The 16,125-nt window shown below is 61.3% G+C and carries 16 protein-coding genes and 1 pseudogene; 5 read left to right on the top strand and 12 right to left on the bottom strand.

Annotated features, from left to right (window positions below; translation table 11 throughout):
- Positions 1 to 103 precede the first annotated feature (103 nt).
- The 6 genes from BZ163_RS33375 to exbB all read right to left on the bottom strand — a co-directional run bounded on the left by BZ163_RS33375 (position 104) and on the right by exbB (position 6,935).
- Positions 104 to 1,504, bottom strand: coding sequence for an aminoacyl-tRNA deacylase and HDOD domain-containing protein (locus BZ163_RS33375; RefSeq protein WP_128874502.1), 1,401 nt, complete (start codon positions 1,502 to 1,504; stop codon positions 104 to 106).
- A 78-nt stretch (positions 1,505 to 1,582) separates the two neighbouring features.
- On the bottom strand, positions 1,583 to 3,658 hold the full coding sequence (gene recG, locus BZ163_RS33370) for an ATP-dependent DNA helicase RecG (RefSeq protein ID WP_128874501.1): 2,076 nt from the start codon (positions 3,656 to 3,658) through the stop codon (positions 1,583 to 1,585).
- A 9-nt stretch (positions 3,659 to 3,667) separates the two neighbouring features.
- Positions 3,668 to 4,597 carry a hydrogen peroxide-inducible genes activator gene (locus BZ163_RS33365; protein WP_064680448.1) on the bottom strand — a complete coding sequence of 310 codons (930 nt, stop codon included), beginning with the start codon at positions 4,595 to 4,597 and terminating at the stop codon, positions 3,668 to 3,670.
- 182 nt (positions 4,598 to 4,779) lie between these two features.
- Positions 4,780 to 5,529 (bottom strand): energy transducer TonB, encoded by a 750-nt coding sequence (locus BZ163_RS33360; RefSeq protein ID WP_128874500.1) that lies wholly within the window; start codon positions 5,527 to 5,529, stop codon positions 4,780 to 4,782.
- On the bottom strand, positions 5,526 to 5,954 hold the full coding sequence (gene exbD, locus BZ163_RS33355) for a TonB system transport protein ExbD (RefSeq protein ID WP_128874499.1): 429 nt from the start codon (positions 5,952 to 5,954) through the stop codon (positions 5,526 to 5,528). The genes BZ163_RS33360 and exbD overlap by 4 nt, the downstream gene beginning before the upstream one ends.
- Positions 5,955 to 5,960: 6 nt before the next feature.
- The gene (gene exbB / locus BZ163_RS33350) at positions 5,961 to 6,935 is read right to left on the bottom strand and encodes a tonB-system energizer ExbB (RefSeq protein WP_128874498.1); all 975 of its coding nucleotides are present in this window, start codon (positions 6,933 to 6,935) and stop codon (positions 5,961 to 5,963) included.
- 189 nt (positions 6,936 to 7,124) lie between these two features.
- Between exbB and BZ163_RS33345 the strand changes: the two genes are divergently transcribed.
- Positions 7,125 to 7,982, top strand: coding sequence for an SDR family oxidoreductase (locus BZ163_RS33345; RefSeq protein WP_128874497.1), 858 nt, complete (start codon positions 7,125 to 7,127; stop codon positions 7,980 to 7,982).
- Positions 7,983 to 8,120: 138 nt separating this feature from the next.
- On the opposite strand, the gene BZ163_RS33340 is transcribed toward BZ163_RS33345, so the two are convergent.
- The 6 genes from BZ163_RS33340 to BZ163_RS33315 form a co-directional block, all read right to left on the bottom strand.
- On the bottom strand, positions 8,121 to 8,861 hold the full coding sequence (locus tag BZ163_RS33340; protein WP_128874496.1) for a hypothetical protein: 741 nt from the start codon (positions 8,859 to 8,861) through the stop codon (positions 8,121 to 8,123).
- A gap of 74 nt (positions 8,862 to 8,935) precedes the next feature.
- On the bottom strand, positions 8,936 to 9,316 hold the full coding sequence (locus tag BZ163_RS33335) for a RidA family protein (protein WP_003229509.1): 381 nt from the start codon (positions 9,314 to 9,316) through the stop codon (positions 8,936 to 8,938).
- Between the two features lie 24 nt (positions 9,317 to 9,340).
- The gene (gene spoT / locus BZ163_RS33330) at positions 9,341 to 11,446 is read right to left on the bottom strand and encodes a bifunctional GTP diphosphokinase/guanosine-3',5'-bis pyrophosphate 3'-pyrophosphohydrolase (RefSeq protein WP_128874495.1); all 2,106 of its coding nucleotides are present in this window, start codon (positions 11,444 to 11,446) and stop codon (positions 9,341 to 9,343) included.
- A gap of 56 nt (positions 11,447 to 11,502) precedes the next feature.
- Positions 11,503 to 11,766 carry a DNA-directed RNA polymerase subunit omega gene (rpoZ, locus tag BZ163_RS33325; RefSeq protein ID WP_007894670.1) on the bottom strand — a complete coding sequence of 88 codons (264 nt, stop codon included), beginning with the start codon at positions 11,764 to 11,766 and terminating at the stop codon, positions 11,503 to 11,505.
- Between the two features lie 167 nt (positions 11,767 to 11,933).
- Positions 11,934 to 12,554 (bottom strand): guanylate kinase, encoded by a 621-nt coding sequence (gene gmk, locus BZ163_RS33320; protein WP_128874494.1) that lies wholly within the window; start codon positions 12,552 to 12,554, stop codon positions 11,934 to 11,936.
- Between the two features lie 12 nt (positions 12,555 to 12,566).
- On the bottom strand, positions 12,567 to 13,430 hold the full coding sequence (locus tag BZ163_RS33315; RefSeq protein ID WP_128874493.1) for a YicC/YloC family endoribonuclease: 864 nt from the start codon (positions 13,428 to 13,430) through the stop codon (positions 12,567 to 12,569).
- Between the two features lie 269 nt (positions 13,431 to 13,699).
- On the opposite strand from BZ163_RS33315, the gene rph reads away from it, so the two are divergent.
- The 4 genes and pseudogenes from rph to BZ163_RS35215 all read left to right on the top strand — a co-directional run.
- A complete protein-coding gene (gene rph, locus BZ163_RS33310) occupies positions 13,700 to 14,422 on the top strand; it encodes a ribonuclease PH (RefSeq protein WP_046045041.1) in 723 nt (240 codons plus the stop codon).
- 29 nt (positions 14,423 to 14,451) lie between these two features.
- Positions 14,452 to 14,820: a DUF4870 domain-containing protein gene (locus BZ163_RS33305; protein WP_128874492.1), complete on the top strand. Its 369-nt coding sequence runs from the start codon at positions 14,452 to 14,454 to the stop codon at positions 14,818 to 14,820.
- A 443-nt stretch (positions 14,821 to 15,263) separates the two neighbouring features.
- Positions 15,264 to 15,998 (top strand): annotated as a pseudogene (gene gltS, locus BZ163_RS33300) (sodium/glutamate symporter); the annotation flags it as partial.
- A 44-nt stretch (positions 15,999 to 16,042) separates the two neighbouring features.
- A partial coding sequence (locus tag BZ163_RS35215; RefSeq protein ID WP_143510986.1) for a helix-turn-helix domain-containing protein occupies positions 16,043 to 16,125 on the top strand: 83 nt, incomplete at its 3' end.

The following is a 16,125-nucleotide window of genomic DNA, read 5'->3' as shown; positions in this document are numbered from 1 at the left end:
TAGTCAGTCAGACCGAGGTGGATTCATCGCGGGCAAGCCACGCTCCCACAGGTTTTGCGTCGTTACCAAATGGGGTGAGCGACGCGATCCTGTGGGATGCTTTTCAGGGGTGGGTGAATTGGGACGCGAGTTCGCGCAGCAGCATTTCAGCTTCCAGCACTTTACTGACGACCTCGTCGGCTTTGTCGCGGCTGATGTTCAGGCGCTCCAACAGCGCGTCGGGGATGTCTTCGACCGGGCCTGCGCCGACGCCGCGGCTGCGCAGCAGACGTACGGCCAGGCAGACGAGGTTCGGGTATTCGGCGTAGTCGCCGTCGTAGCTCGGGTCGTGCTGGAAGCGCAGGGCGGTGGCCAGTTCATCGGGCATGTCCCAGTAGCGCATCAGCCACGCGCCGATCTGTTCGCGACTGATGCCCAGCAGGTGTTGCTCGACAAAACTGTGGGACAGGTGCGGGTTGACCTCCAGGTGGCGGCAGATCAGCGAGAAGTGCGGCGGGAACACGTGGGCCAGCAACAGGTAGCCGAAGTTGTGCAGCAGACCCGCAAGGTAGGTCAGGCCGGCTTCGGGACGCTGGGCGCGGGGCATGGCGCGGGTCAGGCCTTCGATGACGGCGGCGGTGTAGATCGACTGCTGCCAGTACGGCGTGGTCTGTTGCGGGTGATCCTTGGGCAGGCTCAGGGTTTTGCCCAGGGCCAGGCCCAGCGCCAGGTTGATCACCAGGTCGAAGCCCAGCACCCGGACGATGGCGTCTTCCACTGAGCGAATCTTGCTCGGCGAAGCGTAGTAGGGTGACGCCGCCCAGCTGATGACTTGTGCGGCCAGGGCCGGGTCGGTTTCGACGACGCCGGTGATGTCGTCGATGGTGGCGTTGGGATCGACCCGCAGCTTGATGATTTTTTGCGCGGTCGTGGCCAGGGGCGGAATTTCGATGGTCTCTTCCAGGCGTTGCTGGATGCGTCGTGCAGTGAACGCCTGGACGGCCTGGGTGATTTCCTGGCGGTCATCGTCGGGCCGATCGAGGTTGGGGCGGATGCTGGTCAGGGTTTCGCCGAAGTGGGCGGCGCTGGCCTTGGTCAGCAGGGTTTTGAAGTCTTCGCGGGCGACTTCCAGCCATACGCCTGGCTCCCCCGAGTCGATCAACAAGGTCGGTTCGCGCAGCAGGCTTTCTTCGTACAGGCACGGCGAACTGGTCAGCGCCGGCAGGCCGGGCAGCAGGCTCAGGTTGTGCTTGCCGAGCATTTTAACCCGACGTTCGGGGGACACGGCGGTCAGGCGGCGGCCAGTGAGTTCGGTGAGGCGGTGGAGGTCCAGCAATTGGCTTTGAGGAAACAGTACCATGAGCGTGCCGACCGTATCGTCGAGCAGAACCGCCTGCACTTTGCGCGCGGCGCTCAGGCCGCGGTGGTCGAAGACTTCATCAAAGGCAATGCCCTGCTTGCCCAGCAGCAGCCGAATTGCAGACGGCGTACGCGGAGTTTCGGGGGCGAGGGCAGCGTCAGTCATGGTGTCGATCCGTTCTCGAACAGTTGCAGGAGTATAACCATCATGTTTAACACGCCGGTCTGGAAACTGCGACGCTGCTCACACTTGGCCGTATTGCTGCCCATGGCGTAGCCAGCGGTCGAGCAGCGGGCTGACGTGATCCGGCCAGCGCTCCAGCAGCGCCTGCGCCGCGTCGCGCACGGCAGGCAACAGATCGGCGTCGCGCATCAGGTCGGCGACCTTGAATTGCAGCAGGCCGGTCTGGCGGGTGCCGAGCATTTCGCCGGGGCCACGCAACTCGAGGTCTTTTTCGGCGATGACAAAACCGTCGTTGGTTTCGCGCATGATGCCCAGCCGCTGACGACCGATCTGTGACAGCGGTGGATGGTAGAGCAACACGCAATGGCTGGCGGCACTGCCCCGACCGACGCGCCCGCGCAACTGGTGCAGTTGCGCGAGGCCGAGGCGTTCGGGGTTTTCGATGATCATCAGGCTGGCATTGGGCACGTCGACGCCGACTTCAATCACCGTGGTCGCGACCAGCAGTTGCAGGTTTGCGGCCTTGAATTCGGCCATGACGGCGGCTTTCTCGGCGGGCTTCATGCGGCCGTGGATCAGCCCGACCTTCAATTCGCCAAGGGCGGCAGTGAGGTCTTCATACGTGGTTTCGGCGGCTTGGCAGGTCAGCTCTTCCGACTCTTCAATCAGCGTGCACACCCAATAGGCCTGGCGCCCTTCGGCGCAGGCGCCGCGCACCCGTTCAATGACTTCGACCCGCCGGGTGTCCGTGACCAGCACCGTGTTTACCGGCGTGCGGCCGGGCGGCAATTCGTCGAGGATCGAGGTGTCGAGGTCGGCGTAGGCGCTCATGGCCAGGGTTCGTGGAATCGGGGTGGCGGTCATGATCAATTGATGCGGGCACATCCGCCCGCCGACGCCTTTCTGCCGCAACGCCAGGCGCTGTTGCACACCGAAGCGGTGCTGTTCGTCGATGATCGCCAGCGCGAGGTTCTTGAACTGCACTTCATCCTGGAACAGCGCGTGGGTGCCGACCACCATGGGGGTGCCACTGGCAATCTGTTCCAGTGCGGCCACGCGGTTCTTGCCCTTGAGTTTGCCCGCCAGCCACGCCACTTCGATGCCCAGCGGTTCGAGCCAGCGCTTGAAGGTGATGAAGTGCTGCTCGGCGAGGATTTCGGTGGGCGCCATCAGCGCCACTTGATACCCGGCTTCCAGCGCCTGCAAGGCGGCGAGGGCGGCGACCACGGTTTTGCCCGCGCCGACGTCGCCCTGAATCAGCCGCAACATGGGTTCGTGCTGGCTGAGGTCGTAGGCAATCTCGTTGCCGACCCGTTGTTGGGCGCCGGTCGGGGTGAAACCCAGGTTGGCCAGGTACTTGGCCGGCAGCTTCGACGCTTTCGGCATCGCCGGCGCACGCAGGGAACGCATGCTCTCGCGCAGACGCTGCTGGGACAGTTGATGCGTCAGCAGTTCTTCGAACGCCAGACGGTGCTGCGCCCAGTGGTGGCCGAGGGCGAGTTCGTCGACATCGGCATCGGCCGGCGGGTGATGCAGGTAGCGGATCGCATCGGCCAGCGGCGCCAGTTGATAGTCCCGCGCCAGTTCGGTCGGCAGCCAGTCGGGCAGGCTGGTGGGGCCGAGCATCGTCAGGGTCTGCATGCACAGTTGGCGCAGGCGTTGCTGGGTCAGGCCTTCGGTGAGCGGATAGACCGGGGTCAGGGTTTCATCCACCGGCGGCGGCTCGTCGCCGGTGATGGCGCGGTATTCCGGGTGGTAGATTTCCAGCCCCGACGCCCCGGGCCGTGCTTCGCCGTAGCAGCGAATGCGGGTGCCGCGCTTGAGGCCTTCTTTCTGGGCGTTGCTGAAATGGTAGAAGCGCAGGCTGAGCCCGCCGGTGCCATCCTGCAAGCGCACCACCAGGCTGCGGCGTCGGCCCATGACCACGTCCGCGCCGCTGACGGTGCCTTCGATCACCGCATCTTGCCCGGGCCGCAAATGGCCGATCGGCACCACACGGGTACGGTCCTGATAACGCAGCGGCAGGTGAAACAGCACGTCCTGGAGATTCTCCAGGCCGACCTTGGCCAGCTTCTCGGCCATGGCTTCGCCGACACCCTTGAGCGCCGTCACCGACACTTGCGACAACTCGGTCATGGCTGCGGCTTAACCGGCAACTACCGGTGCCGGCGGCTTGGCCACCGAGCACAGGCGAATGGAGTCAGCGAGGATCTCGATGGCTTTGGGCCGCGGGAAGCTCGCGCGCCAGGCGATGGCCACGGTGCGGAAGGGCACCGGGGGCGACAAGGGGCGCACTTCGATCACGCCGGGGGCGTAGTGGTGACTGTCCACCGCCGACAGCGGCAGGATCGAGATGCCCAGGCCGGAAGCGACCATGTGGCGGATGGTTTCCAGCGAACTGGATTCCACCGTGGTGTGCTTGGCGCCGTCGTTGCCTTTGGCAAGCGTCGGGCAGGCTTCCAGCACCTGGTCGCGGAAGCAGTGGCCTTCACCGAGCAGCAGCAGGCTCTTGTCGTTGAGCAGGGCGGCATCGATGGATTGCTTTTGCGTCCAGGGGTGCTGGGCCGGCATCAGGACGTAGAACGGCTCGTCGTAGAGCTGCAAGGTCAGCACATCGGCTTCGTTGAACGGCAGGGCGATGATGATCGCGTCGAGCTCGCCGTTGCGCAGTTTGTCGCGCAGCACGTGGGTGAAGTTTTCTTCAATGTACAACGGCATCTGCGGAGCGACCCGGTGCAGTTGCGGAATCAGGTGCGGAAACAGGTATGGGCCGACCGTGTAGATGGCGCCGACTTTCAGGGGGGCGGTCAGCTGGTTCTTGCCGGCCTGGGCCAGTTCGCGGATGCCTTGGGCCTGTTCCAGGACTTTCTGCGCCTGGGCCACAATGCCTTCGCCAACCGGGGTCAGGCGCACGGCGCTTTTGCTGCGCTCGAAAATCAGCACACCGAGTTCATCCTCGAGCTTTTTCACGCCCACCGACAGCGTCGGCTGGCTGACATGGCAACGCTCGGCCGCGTGGCCGAAGTGCTGCTCTTGGGCGAGGGTAACGATGTAGCGTAATTCTGTGAGGGTCATAGCAAGCGTCCATGAAGTTGCGGGCCAAGCATACCGGCTGCAATCGATAGACGCACGTTATCAGACGTAGGAGCGAGCTTGCTCGCGAAAAAACCTGAGACCGCCGCGGGGTCTCAGGTTTCGAGCGTTATCGTTCGCCTACTTCGCGAGCAAGCTCGCTCCTACAGTAGGTCGGCGGTGTTTTAGCGCCGGCGCTTTTCCAGCGAGTAAACAAAGGGTGCAACGATTTCGATGGCGCCATTGGTCAACATGTCAGCCGGTGGCTTGGGCAGCGGCTGGGCGCGGCGGATCATTTCCAGGGTGGCCCGGTCCAGATCGGCGTTGCCGGAACGGCCCACCAGTTCGAACGACAACACGTTACCTTCGCCATCCACGACAAAGCGCAGACGGTTCAAGCCTTCCTTGCCTCGCGCCTGGGCACTGGCCGGGTACTTCTTGTACTTGGCCAGGTGGGCGAGCAGGGTGCCTTGCCAGCTGGCCTTGGCCGCTTGCTGCGCCGCCGAAGGGCCCGGTGCCGGTTGCGCGGATTTCTCCGTCGGTGCCTGGGTCGGTTGAGTGTCGGCCGGTTTTTCCTCGGAAGGTTTTTCCTTCGGCGGCTCCGGCTTTTTCTCTACTGGCTTGGGCGGTTGAGGCTTGGGCTTGGGTTTGACCGGCTTCGGCACGGCAATCTCGGCTTTCGGCGCTTCAGCCAGTTTCGGGATTGGCAGTTCTTCCACCGGGGCGGGTGGCTGTGGCGGCGTTATCACCTTGGGCGGTGCCGGCGGTGGCGGTGCCGGAATCGGCGCCAACTCGACCATCATCGCCTGCGGCGGCAACTCGATCGGTGGGCGCGAGGTCCAGTTCAGTGCCAGCGCAATGGCCAGTGCATGGACGCCCAGCACCACGGCCAGGCTCCCGCCGTAACGCGTCAGCTTATGGCGCGTCGTGATCATTTCTTGACTGCCGTCTCGAGTCCCACCAGGCCGACCTTCAAGTAGCCGGCGGAGCGCAGGTTGTCCATCACGCTCATCAGGTCACCGTAGTCCACGCCTTTATCGGCCTGGAAGAAGATCGTCGTGTCTTTCTTGCCCTGGGTCCTGGCGTCCAGCGTGGCGCCGAGCGCGTCGGCTTTCACTTCTTGTTCGCCGAGGAACAGGCGTTGGTCAGCTTTCACGCTGAGGAACACCGGTTTTTCTGGCCGTGGCGCCGGTTTGGCGGTGGAAGCGGGCAGGTCGACCTTGATGTCCACGGTGGCCAACGGCGCGGCCACCATGAAGATGATCAACAGCACCAGCATCACGTCGATGAACGGCGTGACGTTGATTTCGTGGTTCTCGGCCAGATCGTCGTCTGCGCCTTCTTTCAAATGCAGGCCCATGGCCGATTACCCCACTTTCACCATGTGCGGTTGCGAGCTGCGCTCAGGCTGGTGGTCCAGGTCGCGGCTGACCAGCAGCAGGACTTCTGCCGACGCGTCGGATACCTGCGCCTTGTAACCGGCGATGGAGCGGGCGAACACGTTGTAGATCACCACCGCCGGAATGGCGGCCACCAGGCCCAACGCAGTCGCCAGCAGCGCTTCGGCAATGCCGGGCGCCACGACGGCGAGGTTGGTGGTCTGGGTTTTGGCGATGCCGATGAAGCTGTTCATGATGCCCCACACGGTACCGAACAGGCCGACGAACGGCGCGGTGGAACCGATGGTGGCGAGTACGCCGGTGCCGCTGCTCATGTTGCGACCGCAGGCGGCCACCAGGCGTTCGAGGCGGAAGGCGACGCGCTCCTTGATGCCTTCTTTCTCGCGGCTGTTGGTCGACAGGCGCATCTCTTCCAGCGCATCGTGGACCAGCAGGTTGGCCAGGGTGCCAGCCTTGGTGGCGGTCACGCTGGCTTCTTTAAGGGTGGTGGCTTTTTTCAGGTGGACGATCTCGGTGCGCAGACGACGCTTGGCACCCATCAGCTCGAAGCCCTTGGCGATCCAGATGGTCCAGGTGATGATCGAAGCGATGGCCAGGCCGATCATCACGATTTTCACGATGATGTCGGCGTTCTGGTACATGCCCCATGGCGACAGGTCGTGGGCCATGCCGAGGGTGTTGTCGGCTTCGAGGACTTCAGGAGCGTCTTCGGCGATGCTGTCTACCGCCTGGGCCGGGTCAGTCGCGGCTGGCGTCACGGCTGGTGCGCCAGCTGGCGCTTGATCGGCGGGTGCCGCAGCCGTAGCGGCCGGGGTTGTTGGGGCTTGTGCGTCAGCGAAAGCGGCAGTTGGCGCCAGCATCAGGCTGAGCAGCAGGGCGGCCACTGCGCTCCAGGCGCGAGGTCGTTTGGTTGGCGAAGCGGGGAATTGATTGGGTGTCATGCTGGCCGGACCTGAGAAAGAAAATCGGTAAATGCTCTTCCAGGCCTCGTGAGGCCGAGAACAAAAGTGGCGGGCATTATTGCAAGTAATTCTTGTTAACAGAAGTAATAGAGTATCTTTTTTTCTTGCATTACTAGCCGCTCGTCCACTGCCGGCGCTAGTCTGTAGCTTTGCGATAGGAGTTTTTTGATGTCCGCGCCCTCTGTTTTGATCGCCGGCTGCGGTGATGTCGGCAGCCGTCTGGCCACGCAATTGCTGGCCGAACGATGGCAGGTTTATGGTCTGCGACGCAGTGTGTCGCGGCTGCCGGCCGGGGTCATCGGAGTTGCCGGTGACTTGTTCAGCGAGCAGTGTCCGGCTGACTGGCCCATGGGTCCGCTGGACTATCTGGTGTACAGCGCTGCCGCCACCGACCATGACGAAGCGGGCTATCGCGCCGCCTATGTCGAGGGTTTGCAGCATGTGCTGGGCTGGTTGCAGCAGCATGGCCAGCAGCCAACGCGGGTGCTATTTGTGTCCAGCAGCAGCGTTTACGGTCAGCAGGAGGGGGAGTGGGTGGATGAGACTTCGCCGACTATTGCAGCAGGCTACTCAGGCCGTTTGATGCTGGAAGCAGAGCAAGTGGCGCTGCAGAGCGGGATCCCCGCCAGCATCGTGCGCCTGACCGGCATTTATGGTCCAGGCCGTGAGTGGCTGTTGACCCAGGTTCGTCGAGGGTATCGCGTGGCGATCGAGCCGCCGTTGTATGGCAACCGGATTCACGTCGACGACGCGGCGGGGCTGTTGGCGTTTCTGCTGGAGGCGGATCGACGCGGTGTGCTGTTGGATGACTGTTACATCGGCGTGGACGATGCGCCTGCACCCCTGGCGGAAGTGGTGGGCTGGCTGCGTGAGTATCTGGGCGTGACGGAGTGGGCTGAGGATGCGAGCGTGCGTCGTACGGGCAGCAAGCAGTGCAGCAATGCCCGGGTAAAGGCGTTGGGGTGGATGCCGAAGTATCCAAGCTATCGCGAAGGGTATGCCGCGATTCTCGAAGGTCGCTGCTGACCTCCGGACATTCAAAACACCTGTAGGAGCCGGCTTGCCGGCGAAGGCGATGTATCAGTCAACAGTGATGTTGAATGTTACGGCCCCTTCGCCGGCAAGCCGGCTCCTACATTGTCATGCGTTGGCTGTGAGACCGGGTCACTGCTTCTCGAGCAACCACTTGCGCTCACCCGGCGTGAACTGAGGCATTTCGTCCGTCTGCGCCGTATTCACAGCCTGGAGAATTTCCAGTTCTTTGCCTTTACGAGCAAAGATCCAGGTGTTGCCCTGGCCGTTCAGTTGCAGCCACATGTTGTCATTGCCGCCGCTCATTGAAGCGCAATCGCCAGCCAGGCAGAGGGCATAACGATCGGCACCGGGCAGGCCGGCTATCTGGCCGTCGGCCTGGAATTGCACAGTGTTACCCTCACCGGGCCCGTTGACGACTTTCCAGCTGCCTCCCAAATAAGAGGAGTACAGCGCGCGCTCGAAACTGGCGCCCAGTGGTGCACCGTCTGGCACCTGAACCTGTGCGCGGTCGAAGACCTGTTCCGGCTCGTTCTCGCTGGCGGCCTGACTCAATTGTTTGCCATCGCGCTTGAGCTCACTACCGGCGCTGCCATAAAAGTCGACTTTCCAGGCGCCGGATTTTTCGCCCAGCAGCTTGCCGTCGACGTTTTCAAAACCGTTGGTGTAGCGGGCCTGAGCGGCCTTGGTGTTGACGTCCCACTCCAGGTTCGGGCCATAGGCCTGGAGCGCTTCACGCAGGGGACCGCCTCTGGATGCAGCATCGATCGCCACCTGGTTGATCCAGGTGCCGCTGATGTCACGGTCGGCAGGGTTGCTGGCACAACCGCCCAAGAGTAGGGCGAGCAGCGAAAGAGCTAGCGCGTGGCGCATGGGTGGAATCCTTTCAGAACGCTTCTTTTTGCAGCATCAGCGGCGCAGCCTGGAGAAGGCTGCGCCGTGCGCATTTACTCGATGACCAGGATGGCATCCATTTCGACCTGCGAACCCTTCGGCAGGGCGGCGACGCCGATGGCGGCGCGGGCAGGGTAAGGCTGGTCGAAGTACTTGCCCATGATCTCGTTGACCTTGGCGAAGTGGCTCAGGTCGGTGAGGAAGATGTTCAGTTTGACGATGTCCTTGAACGAACCGCCGGCGGCTTCGGCCACGGCCTTGAGGTTCTCGAACACCTGGACGGTCTGGGCTTCGAAGCCTTCGACCAGTTCCATGGTTTTTGGGTCCAGGGGAATCTGGCCCGACATGTAGACGGTGTTGCCAGCCTTGATCGCCTGGGAGTAAGTACCGATGGCGGCCGGGGCCTTGTCGCTGGTGATAACAGTCTTGGTCATGAATGACTCCTTGTAATGGATGGGCTACGCACGCATGCGGGTGATGCGGATCACCCCGGTCAGGGCGCGCAGTTTCTTGATCACGCGGGCCAGGTGCACGCGGTCGTGCACGCTGACCACCAGTTGGACCACGCTGATGCGACCATCACGTTCGTCCATGCTGATTTTTTCGATATTGCCGTCGGCGGCGTTGACGCTACTGGCCAGCAGGGCAATCAGGCCACGCTGGTGTTCCAGTTCGACGCGCAGTTCGACGTTGAATTCGCCGGTGACATCCTTGGCCCACGAGAGCTGGATGCATTTTTCCGGGTTGTGACGGATTTCGCTGATGTTGCGGCAGTTGTCCAGGTGCACGACCATGCCTTTGCCTGCGGACAGGTGGCCGACAATCGGGTCGCCCGGGATTGGCGTGCAGCATTTGGCATAGCTGAGCACCAGGCCTTCGGTGCCGCGAATCGCCAGCGGACCTTCTGCGCTGGGCAGCTGTTCGCCTTCACCGAGCAGGCGACGGGCGACGACATAGGCCATGCGATTGCCCAGGCCGATGTCTTCGAGCAGGTCTTCGATCAATTCCAGGCGGTACTCGGTGAGCATCGCCTTGACGCGCTCGCCCGGGACATTGTCCAGGGAGCTGTCGAAACCGTTGAGGACCTTGTTCAGCAGGCGTTCACCCAGGCTGATGGACTCGGAGCGGCGTTGCAGCTTCAGCGCATGGCGGATGTGGGTTCGCGCCTTGCCGGTCACCACGAAGTTCAGCCATGCCGGATTCGGCCGAGCGCCGGGGGCGCTGACGATCTCGACCGTGGAGCCGCTTTGCAGCGGTTCGGACAGCGGTGCGAGACGACGATTGATCCGGCAGGCGATGCAGCTGTTGCCCACGTCGGTGTGCACCGCGTAAGCGAAGTCGACCGCCGTGGAGCCTTTGGGCAACTCCATGATCCGGCCCTTGGGCGTGAACACGTAGACCTCGTCCGGGAACAGGTCGATCTTCACGCTCTCGATGAATTCCAGCGAGTTGCCGGCGCGTTGCTGCATCTCCAGCACGCCTTTGACCCACTGGCGGGCGCGGGCGTGAGTGCCTTTGGGCTGCTCGTCGCCGCTGGATTTATACAGCCAATGGGCGGCGATGCCGTTGTTGGCCATCTCTTCCATTTCACGGGTGCGGATCTGAATTTCGATCGGAACACCGTGCATGCCGAACAACGTGGTGTGCAGCGACTGATAGCCGTTGGCCTTGGGGATCGCGATGTAGTCCTTGAAACGCCCCGGCAACGGTTTGTACAAATTATGCACAGCACCCAGCACGCGGTAGCAGGTATCGACCTTGTCGACGATGATCCGGAACGCATAGACGTCCATGATCTCGTTGAAGGCCCGACGCTTGCCGCGCATTTTCTTGTAGATGCCGTAGAGGTGTTTCTGACGACCGCTGACCTCGCCCTGAATGCCGTCGATGGCCAGGCAGTGGCTGAGGGATTCCTCGATCTTGTTGACGATTTCCTTGCGGTTGCCCCGGGCGCGCTTGACCGCCTGGTAGATCCGCGCGGAACGCATCGGGTGCATGGCCTTGAAGCCGAGGTCCTCGAATTCTATGCGGATGGCGTGCATGCCCAGCCGGTTGGCGATGGGCGCATAGATTTCCAGGGTTTCCTTGGCGATCCGTCGGCGCTTTTCGCCGGACAGCACTTCCAGGGTGCGCATGTTGTGCAGGCGGTCGGCCAGCTTGACCAGGATCACGCGAATGTCGCGGGCCATGGCCATGGCCATTTTCTGGAAGTTTTCGGCCTGGGCTTCGGCTTTGGTCTCGAAGTTCATCTGGGTCAGTTTGCTGACCCCGTCGACCAGTTCGGCCACGGTTTCGCCAAACTGCGCCTGCAGCGCTTCCTTGGCAATCCCGGTGTCTTCGATCACGTCATGCAGCATGGCGGCCATCAAGCTCTGATGGTCCATGTGCATGTCGGCAAGAATATTCGCCACCGCAAGAGGATGCGTGACGTACGCCTCACCGCTACGGCGGCGTTGGCCGTCGTGGGCTTGTTCGGCGTAGAAGTACGCTCGGCGGACCAGGTTGACCTGGTCCTTGCCGAGGTAGGTCGATAAGCGAGCGGCGAGGGCGTCTATGCTCGGCATGATAAATCCTGCCGTTCGTTGTGACCCCGCGCCGTGCTACGTCGACCAGGCATGGCTTAGACGGCCTCGTTGGACTCGTCCTCGAACGCTGCGAACAGCGGTTCGTCTTCGACGATTTCAGCATTGGCGATGAACTCGTAGCTCATCAGGCCTTCAGCGATTTCACGCAAGGCTACAACGGTAGGCTTGTCGTTTTCCCACTGAACCAGGGGCTCTTTGCCGCCGGTGGCCAGTTGACGGGCACGCTTGGTAGACAGCATGACCAGCTCAAAGCGGTTTTCCACGTGGTTTAGGCAATCTTCAACGGTTACGCGGGCCATGGTATTCCTCGGAGCGAATGCAATATGCGCGCTGCCCGGTTGGGCGAGCGGACTCGACAGTTTAAAAAATCACCAGCGTTTAGGGAAGCGCTGATTTTTTGACCAGACTCTTCAACGCGCTATAAGTGCCAATGTAAAGCCCTTGAAGCACTTTTGGGAAGTGCTGTTCAGCCAAGCAATTCAGCCAAAAGTTTTCCGTTGCGCTGCTGCTGGCGCTTCTGATGCAGCTGATTGGCACGGAAAATCGCCTGCAAATCGCGCAGTGCATGGGCAAAATCGTCGTTGATGATCAGGTAGTCGTAGTCGACGTAGTGGCTCATTTCGCTGACGGCTTCACGCATCCGGCCATCAATGATCTCGTCGCTGTCCTGGCCGCGATTGGTCAGGCGCTGGTGCAAGGCCTGCAGGGACGGCGGCAGAATGAAGATCGAACGGGCCTGGGGCATCAACTTGCGCACTTGCTCGGCACCCTGCCAGTCGATTTCCAGAATCAGGTCGTGGCCTTCGTCCAGGGTCTGCTGCAGGTGGCTTTGCGAGGTGCCGTAGAGGTTGCCGAACACTTCGGCGCGCTCGAGGAAATCCCCGTGTTCGATCATCTTCACGAACTCGCCGCGTTCGACGAAGTGATAGTTCACGCCGTTCACTTCACCGGGGCGCATGGCCCGGGTGGTGTGGGAGACCGAAACGCGGATCTCCTGGTCAGCGTCGGTCAGGGCCTTGACCAGGCTGCTCTTGCCCGCGCCCGAGGGGGCGGAAATGATGTACAGGGTGCCGGTGCTGTGGGTCATGTCGGGTTTGCCTTACTCAATATTCTGCACTTGTTCGCGCATCTGCTCGATCAACACCTTGAGGTTGACCGCCGCCTGGGTGCTGCGCGGGTCGAAGGCTTTGGAGCCCAATGTATTGGCTTCGCGGTTGAGCTCCTGCATCAGGAAGTCCAGGCGCCGACCGGCAGCACCGCCGGACTTGAGCACCCGGCGAACTTCGATGATGTGAGTGCTCAGGCGGTCCAGTTCTTCGGCGACGTCGCTCTTCTGAGCGAGCATGACCATTTCCTGCTCCAGGCGCTGCGGGTCCATTTCGGCTTTCATGTCGGCAAAGCGGTCGAGGACTCTCTGGCGCTGGGTGGCGAGCATCTGCGGGACCAGTACACGCAGGGTCACCACGTCTTCTTCAATGGACATCAGGCGCTCGTTGATCAATCGCGCCAGCTCCGCGCCTTCGCGCTCGCGGCCGGCCTTGAGCTCTTTCAAGCCTTCGTTGAACAGCGTCAGTGCTTCGGCACTCAAGGCTTGCGGGTCGGTGGCATCGCCCACCAGTACGCCGGGCCAGGCCAGGACTTCCAGCGGATTGAGTGCGGCCGGATTCTTGATCAGGTCCGCGATGGCCTCGGCAGCCGCGACCAATTGCGCGGCGCGCTCGCGGTCCACTTGCAGGGGTTTGTCGGTGTTTTCTTCGGTGAAGCGCAGGGTGCACTCGAGCTTGCCGCGGGAGATGCCCTGGCGTAGCGCTTCGCGGACCGCGCCTTCGAGGTCGCGAAACGATTCCGGCAGACGCAAGTGCGGCTCCAGGTAGCGGCTGTTGACCGAGCGCAGTTCCCAGCTCAGGGTGCCTTGGGCACCGGCTTTCTCGACGCGGGCGAAGGCGGTCATGCTGTGCACCATGGAGGTACCTCGCAATTCAGGTTCATGCGTCACCAAAGGTTTCGCGGACCCGATCAATATGAATGTATGCCCAGAGGCAGCAAAGGCGCAGGATTGTAGCGCAGTGGGGTGGATGCGCCCAAACACACCGTGTGACAAAGAGCTGCAGGCCGTCGGTTATGCTCTATTGCGGGCCTTCAGTCGTCGGCTGATTTTTTTTAGAAGTGCCCACGCGCGGCCCACGGCTCTATAATGCTCCGCAGTTTTCCGTCCCCGTACAGGTATTCCCTATGAAACGTCCAAGTGGTCGCGCTGCCGATCAGCTCCGCTCGATCCGCATTACCCGCAACTACACCAAACACGCCGAGGGATCTGTACTGGTCGAGTTCGGTGATACCAAAGTCATCTGCACCGTCAGCGTCGAGAACGGCGTGCCGCGGTTCCTCAAGGGCCAGGGCCAGGGCTGGCTGACCGCCGAGTACGGCATGCTGCCGCGCGCCACCGGCGAGCGTAACCAGCGTGAAGCGAGCCGTGGCAAGCAAGGCGGTCGCACCCTGGAAATCCAGCGTCTGATCGGTCGTTCCCTGCGCGCTTCGCTGGACATGTCCAAGCTGGGCGACGTCACCCTGTACGTCGACTGCGACGTGATCCAGGCTGACGGCGGCACCCGCACAGCGTCCATCACCGGTGCCATGGTTGCACTGGTCGACGCCCTGAAAGTGATCAAGAAGCGCGGCGGCCTGAAAGGCGGCGACCCGCTCAAGCAGATGATCGCTGCTGTTTCGGTGGGCATGTATCAAGGCGAGCCAGTGCTCGACCTCGACTACCTGGAGGACTCGGCTGCCGAGACCGACCTGAACGTGGTGATGACCAGCACCGGCGGATTCATCGAAGTACAGGGCACTGCCGAAGGCGCGCCGTTCCAGCCTGAAGAGCTGAACGCCATGCTGGAGCTGGCGAAGAAAGGCATGAGCGAAATCTTCGAGCTGCAGAAGGCTGCACTGGCCGACTGATCGAACCCGATCCAGGCAAGGAGGGCGTTATGAGTGACGAGCAACAGCTGCTACCCACGCCGAGCAAAGAGGTTCGGCAATGGGCGATGTTTTGTCACCTGTCCGCCTTGTTGGGGATCTGGATTCCGTTCGGAACGCTGATCGGCCCGCTGGTTCTGTGGCAGATGAAGCGCGAGACGGACCCGTTTATCGATGCGCAGGGCAAGGAGGCGCTGAACTTCCAGATCACCGTCGCGATTGCCACCGGCCTTTCCATCTTGCTGATGGTGGTGGTCGTCGGGTTCTTCCTGATCGGGCTGGTGGCGATTGGTGCGGTGGTGCTGACGATTATTGCCGGGGTGAAAGCTAATGAAGGGTTTCCGTATCGCTACCCGTTCACGTGGCGCCTGATCAAATAATTTTCAACGTCTCAGGGTATCAAACCCTCACCCACTAAAAGCCAGTGCCTTTAACAGGCCGTCAGCCCGGTTTGCCAATTAAAGTAAATACCCCCTTGAATGGGGGTATTTGCTTTTCTGAAGTTGGATAAATGTTTCTGGTTATGTGCGTCACTTGCAATTTACGACAATTAGTGTCGCAAGCTACTTGTCGCCAAGAGCACCGCTGGATCTTACACTTTTAGTCACAACTGCACAGTGACAGTGCTGCCTATATGCTTGGCAATAAGACTTGGCGGTTGATAAAGTTGCCCTCACGAAATATTTCATGAAATATTTCGACATATTCAAACCATTGAAGGTCCTTGAATCTAAAATTAATCAGTGTTGAGACAGTCAACCTGTTCAAGAGGCGTGTCCAGGTAAAAAGTTCGCCCCTGAATATATATCCAAGAATAATCCCAATGGTTCAACTCGATTTTTATGGAACACTGGTAGCCGCCTCTTTAGTGCTTTTGCTGGGGCGCGGACTGGTTACACGTATTGGTTTTTTACGCGCCTATAACATCCCCGAACCTGTAGCAGGTGGCCTGGTGGTGGCCTTGGTTCTCTTGGCTTTGCGAAGCTTCGATGTAGAAGTCCGATTTGATACTTCGTTGCAAACGCCGTTGATGTTGGCGTTTTTCGCCACCATTGGCTTGAGCGCGGATTTCGCCAGCCTGAAGAAAGGCGGGCGGGTAGTGGGGGTTTTTCTGCTGGCGGTCATCGGCCTTCTAGTGGTGCAGAATGCCATGGGTATCGGTCTCGCAACGGCGCTGGGGCTCGATCCTCTGATGGGCCTGCTGACCGGCTCGATTACCTTGGCGGGCGGCCACGGCACGGGCGCAGCGTGGGGCGCAACATTCAGTGAGAAGTATGGTCTGGCGTCGGCCTCTGAGCTTGCGATGGCCTCCGCGACGTTTGGATTGGTGCTGGGTGGTTTGATTGGTGGGCCGGTCGCTCGCCTGCTGATCAAACGTACACAAGTACCTGGCTGCATTGAGCCAGAAAAGCCAAGGGTGCCAAAAGGTTTTGAGCAGCCGAATAAAGAGCGCTCGATCACGCCATTTTCGTTTATCGAGACACTTGCGTTGATTGCGGTCAGCCTGCTGGCAGGTTCTCTTCTGAATGGACTGCTCCACGGAAGCGCATTTGAGTTGGGCGGTCTCAGTGACCAAGTGCAACACCCGAGGTAAGGTGCTGCATGACTACTCACTACACCCACTTGACCATCGAAGAGCGCGTAACGCTAATGATCATGCGTATGCAAGGCGCCTCGCTGCGAGC

This window comes from Pseudomonas sp. VI4.1 (assembly GCF_002029345.1).
Classification (GTDB): Bacteria; Pseudomonadota; Gammaproteobacteria; order Pseudomonadales; family Pseudomonadaceae; genus Aquipseudomonas.
The sequence above is the reverse complement of the archived record's forward strand: the minus strand, read 5'-3'. Positions and strand labels throughout refer to the sequence as shown.